General features: G+C 59.9%; 3 protein-coding genes and 1 pseudogene. 3 read left to right on the top strand and 1 reads right to left on the bottom strand.

What is annotated here, in order from left to right:
• Nucleotides 1-1,671, top strand: a 1,671-nt coding sequence (locus AB4048_RS28400; protein ID WP_442205293.1) for a beta strand repeat-containing protein, incomplete at its 5' end; no start/stop codon positions are given.
• Nucleotides 1,672-2,614: 943 nt separating this feature from the next.
• On the opposite strand, the gene AB4048_RS28395 is transcribed toward AB4048_RS28400, so the two are convergent.
• Complete coding sequence (locus AB4048_RS28395) at nt 2,615-3,196, bottom strand: GGDEF domain-containing protein (RefSeq protein ID WP_442205292.1); 582 nt, start codon at nt 3,194-3,196, stop codon at nt 2,615-2,617.
• A gap of 846 nt (nt 3,197-4,042) precedes the next feature.
• Between AB4048_RS28395 and AB4048_RS28390 the strand changes: the two genes are divergently transcribed.
• Both AB4048_RS28390 and AB4048_RS28385 read left to right on the top strand, forming a co-directional pair.
• The gene (locus tag AB4048_RS28390) at nt 4,043-5,395 is read left to right on the top strand and encodes a TolC family outer membrane protein (RefSeq protein ID WP_442205291.1); all 1,353 of its coding nucleotides are present in this window, start codon (nt 4,043-4,045) and stop codon (nt 5,393-5,395) included.
• 126 nt (nt 5,396-5,521) lie between these two features.
• Nucleotides 5,522-5,976, top strand: a pseudogene (locus AB4048_RS28385) (type I secretion system permease/ATPase); the annotation flags it as partial.

Raw genomic sequence — 5,976 nt, 5'->3', positions numbered from 1 at the left:
CCGATCGCGATCGCCGCCAACACGGCGACTGGCCAAGGCACGGATACCTTTGCAAACATGGAAAGCCTGGTCGGCGGCTCCGGCAACGACACGATCTACGGCAGCGCCGGCGATAACATCCTCTTCGGCGGGGCCGGCAACGACACGCTGGTCGGCGGCGGCGGCAACAACATCCTGAACGGCGGCCTGGGCAACGACACGATGATCGGCGGAGCCGGCAACGACACCTATGTGCTCGACAACGCCGGCGACACCTTCACTCCTGAAACCCCCGGCGGAGGCATCGACACGGTGGTGGTGCCGTGGAGCTACAACGTCGCGGGCACGAACATCGAAAACGTGATCCTGACGGGCACGGCGAACCTCAACGCGACCGGCGACGCCGGCAACAACGTGCTCGGCGGCAACGCCGGGGACAACGTCTTCATCGGCGGTGCCGGCAACGACACCATCAACGGCGACGCCAACAGCACGCTGATGTCGTTCATGCACCCTGTCACGCCGACGGCCGGCGGCGCGGCGGCGATCCTGGCATCGCTCGTCCACGGCGGCGACACCATCGACTATTCCGGGGTCACGGCCGATCTGGTTGTCAATATCGGCCCTGCCGGAGATATCGCCGGCAATTTTGCCACCGGCGAAGGCACGGACAGCCTGACAAATATCGAGAACGTCACCGGCGGCGCCGGCAACGACACGATCTACGACACCGACGGCAGCAATATCCTGCTTGGCGGAGCCGGCAACGACACGATCTATAGCTTCAACGGAAACGACTTCGTGGACGCCGGCGCGGGCAGCGACACGATCCAGCACAAGGGTGGCGATCTGCCCGCCAATGCGGGAGATACCTTGCTCTACGGCGGCGACGATCATGACTACGACACGATCAATGCCGGCGCCGGCAATGACACAATCATCCTCGGCGATGGCGGCGGCTTTGTTTTTGGCGCCGCCGGCAACGATATCATCTACGGCGGTAGCGGCGGTGTCGTCGACGACACAGACTTGACCCACTCCACAGGCCCGGGGAAGGATTTTCTCGAGGGCGGCGACGGCAACGACACGATCTTCGCCGGCAGTGCGGACTATACTACCATCCAAGGCGATACCGGCGACGATAATATCTTCGGCGGCACTGGCAAGGCCAACTACCTCAATGGCAACGATGGCAACGACACGATCCATGTCGTCGACGGCGGCTCCTCCTTCGCCTACGGCGGCAAGGGCGACGACACCATATTGATAGGCGAGACTGCCTCCTTTGGGACTAGCGGCGTCAACACTGTCGACGGCGGCGAGGGCAATGACACGATCGTTACCGGCGGCGTGGGTCACAGCTATCTCACCGGCGGTGGCGGGACTGACACCTTCGTCTTCGATGCCACGGCGCTGGGCCGCGTCGACATCAGGGACACCATCACCGACTACAAGAACACCGACGGCGACCATCTCGACGTTTCGAACCTGCTCAACTCCCTGCTTGGCCACCAGGCCAGCGAGCAGGAGGCGTTGGACAACGTCAAGGCGACCGCAAGCGGTGCGAACACCATCGTCAGCGTCAACAACGGCGGCAGCTGGCAGGATATCGCCACGCTCACGAACGCTGCTCCGCTGGTCAAGATCCTCTACGACGACCAGCACCATGAAACGACCGCGACGCACAGCTAACGTCCGGGCCTGAACATACCGAACTGGAAAAAGGCGCATTGCGCCTTTTTCTGCTTTTTGCGGCACCGCATGTCCTGAAGACGTGATGTAACGTTTCCGTCTTTCCTCGAAGCGCTCAGCATTCTATCTATTTGTTTTTACACGCTTCTGTGCGGAAAGCCGCGTCACATTTTTCCTGGGTTGCTGTCGGCCGGAGGGGTGTTCGCAAAGGGACGAAGACCCAATCTCCCTCCGCCTCCGCCGCGTCAACGACGTTTTGCGCCTCGTGAGCGGCGCGGCAAATCTTCTCCCTTGCCGGGATCGCCGGCAGGGCGGCGGGAGCGTTGCCATATGCGACTTCCCTGCCCCAAGGGACGAGATCGGCGGGACGACCTCTTCTTTTGATCGGGGAGCTGTCTCGAAGCAGCAAGGAGGTCCTCTGGAACCCTCGTGTTTGGCCGGCCCTGGCATCCCCCTCACCCTGCCCTCGAGGAAACCCATCGCACCTAGGCCCCTCCCCAACCGCGACATCGGCGATCGCTCGTCTGCAATGAGCGGCGCGGCAAAGCTTCCTCCCCTTCGTCGGGGGGATGTATCGAAGCGGCGGAGAGAGTGCTTGCACTGGCAAGCCACCCTCACGCTGCCGGGGAAACCGATGGCTTTGAGGACGAAGCGAAGCGCCTCCGCGACCGCGACATCGGCAACGCCATGTCTGCGGTTGGCGGCGCGGCAAAGCATCTCCTCTCTTGTGGGGGAGATTGCCGGCAGGTCAGAGGGGGTGCGCGGATGCAATTTCCCCGAGCAGGAGAAAGAATTGCGGATCGTCCCTATTCGCCGTCTTGGGTTCTGGGGACATGGGCCTCAGCCCAGTGACTGCGACAGGCGCGGGAAGGCGCCGCATCATTTTGAAATATATTTCGCCCTCGGATCGATTGGGATCCAAGGGCGAAATCATGCGGCGGCCTCAAGCAGCCGGCAGGCGGCCGAGGGCCAGCGCCCGGGTCGTGCGGGAGGCGGCAAACGCGGTTTCATCCGCGAGACGCCGGATGCTGTTGAAATCGGGGGCGCCTTCGAAGAGGGCACCGCCAAGCTTGATGTCGATGTCGAGCGGGGTTTGCTCGGCCCCGAAGGCGGTCGCGGCCAGACGCTCGCGGACGCGTTCGCCGACATCCTCGGCGTTTTCGGCGGTTGCGCCAGGCAGGAAGACGCCGATTTCGTTGGTGGCGAGACGGGCGACGAGGTCGCCGCCGCGCACCGAAGACTGGATGATGACTGCCAGCGAATGCATGACGCTGTCGGCCAATTGCGGCCCAAAGCGGCGGCTTACGTCGTCCAGCGTGTCGACCACGACGGCAATCATGACGCCGCCGCTGTCGTCGCCGACAAGGCTGCGGCGGTCGACATAGTGCTCGACCGCGGCGGCAAAGGCAGCGCCATTCAACGCACCGGTGACCGCGTCATGGCGAACGGCGTAGTTGACCTTTCGCTGCATGCTCTTGATCTCGGCATCCTTGAAGCGCAAAGCCGATAGCAGCAAAAATGCCACAGAAAACGAAACTACGCCGACGCTGATTAATCCCACCAAAAATGGTCTGTCTGGCAAAACAAGGTTTATGATAGTTGAAAAGGCAATGGAGCCCGCCATGCAGCAGAATGCGCCAAGTACGGCGGGCCGGAAATCGCGTTCTATTATAGATGATAAGTAGATTTTTCTAAATTGCATGAGGATGGATTACCTGTTTTCGATATCCATCAACTAAGCACGTTGGGGAACAAGGTCGCGTTAAAAGAATCGATAAAATCTTCGGTTTAGGCTTATTTTTCAATAGAATTAACCATTATTTAAAAAACACGCTCGCGATGCGATTGCAGCCGGGAAGCAAAGATGTTAACAGTTTACTGACTGGATAATTTTTGAATTCGATATTTTCAGCAGGTGATTAGCTCAGTGAGCCCATTTGGGTGTGTGAGCATTAGTTGAAGGTTAAATGGATTTTGAGGCTCTATCGGTTAGCGTTGCTTTTTACGCAGGCGCTCATCTCTCTCCAGTAGGTTGTCGATAGGGCGGCGAAAACCAATTCTCAATTTGTGGCTGCAGGGGCTGGGAAGTGCAGGAAAAGGTCAGATTAGGGGGCGATATTTGTCTCTTGGCTTGTCCTTCGGTTGAATAGACCGCCTTTTTTTGAGATGCGCACTGGCGATGTAGTTGTTGCGCAAAACAAAGACGTTAGTCGTTTGCCGACAATTTCAGTATTTCATAATTTCGGTACATGATTTCCAAATATTATCATTAGCGTTAAGGGGCATTATATTGTTTATCGGTAAAAAGATTTCCAGAGTTCTGTCGGCCAGCGTTGCTTTAAGCCTTGTATTTAGCGCAGGCGCCAACGCCATGTCTTTGCAGCAGGCAGTCGACAAGACGATGAAGACCAATCCCCAGATTTTGCTGGCTGCAAAAGACCGGGAAGCGATTGAGTTCGAACTGCGTCAGGCGCGGGGGTTGTACCTCCCCTCGGTCGACCTTGAAAGCGGCGTTGGGCGAGGCCGGCTGGGAAACGCCACGTCGCGCACCCTCACCTCCAACCATGACTATCTGACGCCATCAGATGTCAGTCTGACGATTACGCAGACGCTGTTCGACGGCGGCAGCCGCGCGGCGGAAGTGGCAAAGCAGGCGTCGCGCGTCGACGGTGCGTCCTTCCGTGTCAATGAGCGCTCGGAAGCTTTGGCGCTCGAAGTAACGCAGGACTACATGGAGTACATGCTCCAGAACCAGATCGTCGCGGCCGCGCAGCAGAACGTGGCCTTCCACAATCAGATCGTCGGCGACATCAACGAGAGCATCAAGGGCGGCGCGCTCACCGATGCCGACCAGCTTCAGGGCCGCGAACGGCAGCAGGCGGCACAGGCGCGTCTGCGCGAGGCGCTCCAGGAACTGGAAGCCACCAAGATCCGCTTCCTGCAGGCGGTCGGCGAGCCGATCTCCAATCCGCAGACCCCGCCCTCGGTTGGCCATTCGGTGCCGAAGACGCTCGACGACGCCGTCTTCGTTGCACAGAAGAACAGCCCACGGGTCTTTTCCGCGAAGGCTGACATCAATGCCGCGGATGCGGGCGTACGCGGCGCACGCGCCAACTACCTGCCGAAGATCAATCTCGAGGGTACTGCCCGCACCGGCAACGACGTCGATGGCAATGCAGGCAACACCAACGACCTTCAGGTCGGCGTGGTCGCGCGCTGGAACCTCTATCGCGGTGGCATCGATGTCGCTCGCGAACAGGAACAGATCCGTCGCGCCAGCGAGCAGCGCTATGCGCTTTCCCAGACCCATCGCGAAGTGGAAGAGTCCGTCCGTTCCGCCTGGAACGAGCGCGCAAGCCGCAGCGACCTCGCAGGTATCCTTTCCCAGCAGTCCGCGACCAATGCCCAGCTGGTGACCTCTTACCGCAGCCAGTTCAAGATCGGCCAGCGCTCGCTTCTCGACGTGCTCGACGCGCAGAACACACGCTTCAACACCGATGTTCTGGCAAAGACCGCGCGGGTCGCCTCGCAGTTTGCGGAATACAAGATCCTGGCCGCCTCCGGCAGCCTGCTGCAGGCGCTGAAGCTTACGCCCGTCGACCAGGCAACGCCCTATGCGGAAAAGGAATTCGCCGTCTCTGAAAAGGCTAACCCGGGATACGTCGAGCTTAACTCCCACCAGAAGGCTGGTTTGCCGCTGGATCTGCTCGCGCCTATCCGCTAACGCCTTGCCCCTTGGGTCGACGTGGATCCAAGGGGCAAATTGTACATGAATTTAGTGTGTTGCAGTGTTTGACGCGTCGCGAATTACGCGTTGCGCTGTAGTCTCGCCTTAGGTGAGGGAACGACGTTGAACGTATTAGTTGAGAGTTCGATCGGCGCTTCGCTTCAGACATTCAAGGCCGCTTTCCGGTCTGTCGCTGCGTTCTATGGTCGCCCTAGCTCCGATACGGTGCTTTTCTCGGGGTTGCCCGACGAGATCACTGAATCGCTGGAGCTCGACGATGTCGAGCAGTTGGCGGAGCGCATCGGCCTGCAGGTCATCAGGCATGACGAGCGCGATTGCCGTCTCGGCAATTTCGACTGTCCGGCGATTATCGCATTTGCCGATGGCGGCGTTCTGCCGCTGCTGGAAGTGGCCGACGACGGTTCCTACGTGACCGATATCGTTCCGGTCGCCGGAAAGCCGCTGACGCTGTCGCCGGCCGATCTCGCCGGCCTGAAGCCGCGTGTCGCCTTCGCCTTCACGCTCTACTATCAAAACGCCTCGGAAGAGGCGCTGGTCGGCAACGCCGTCGAGATCGA

Source organism: Rhizobium sp. RAF56, assembly GCF_052113965.1.
Taxonomy (GTDB): Bacteria; Pseudomonadota; Alphaproteobacteria; order Rhizobiales; family Rhizobiaceae; genus Rhizobium.
Note: the sequence above shows the minus strand (reverse complement) of the source record. Positions and strands in the feature narration are given on the sequence as shown.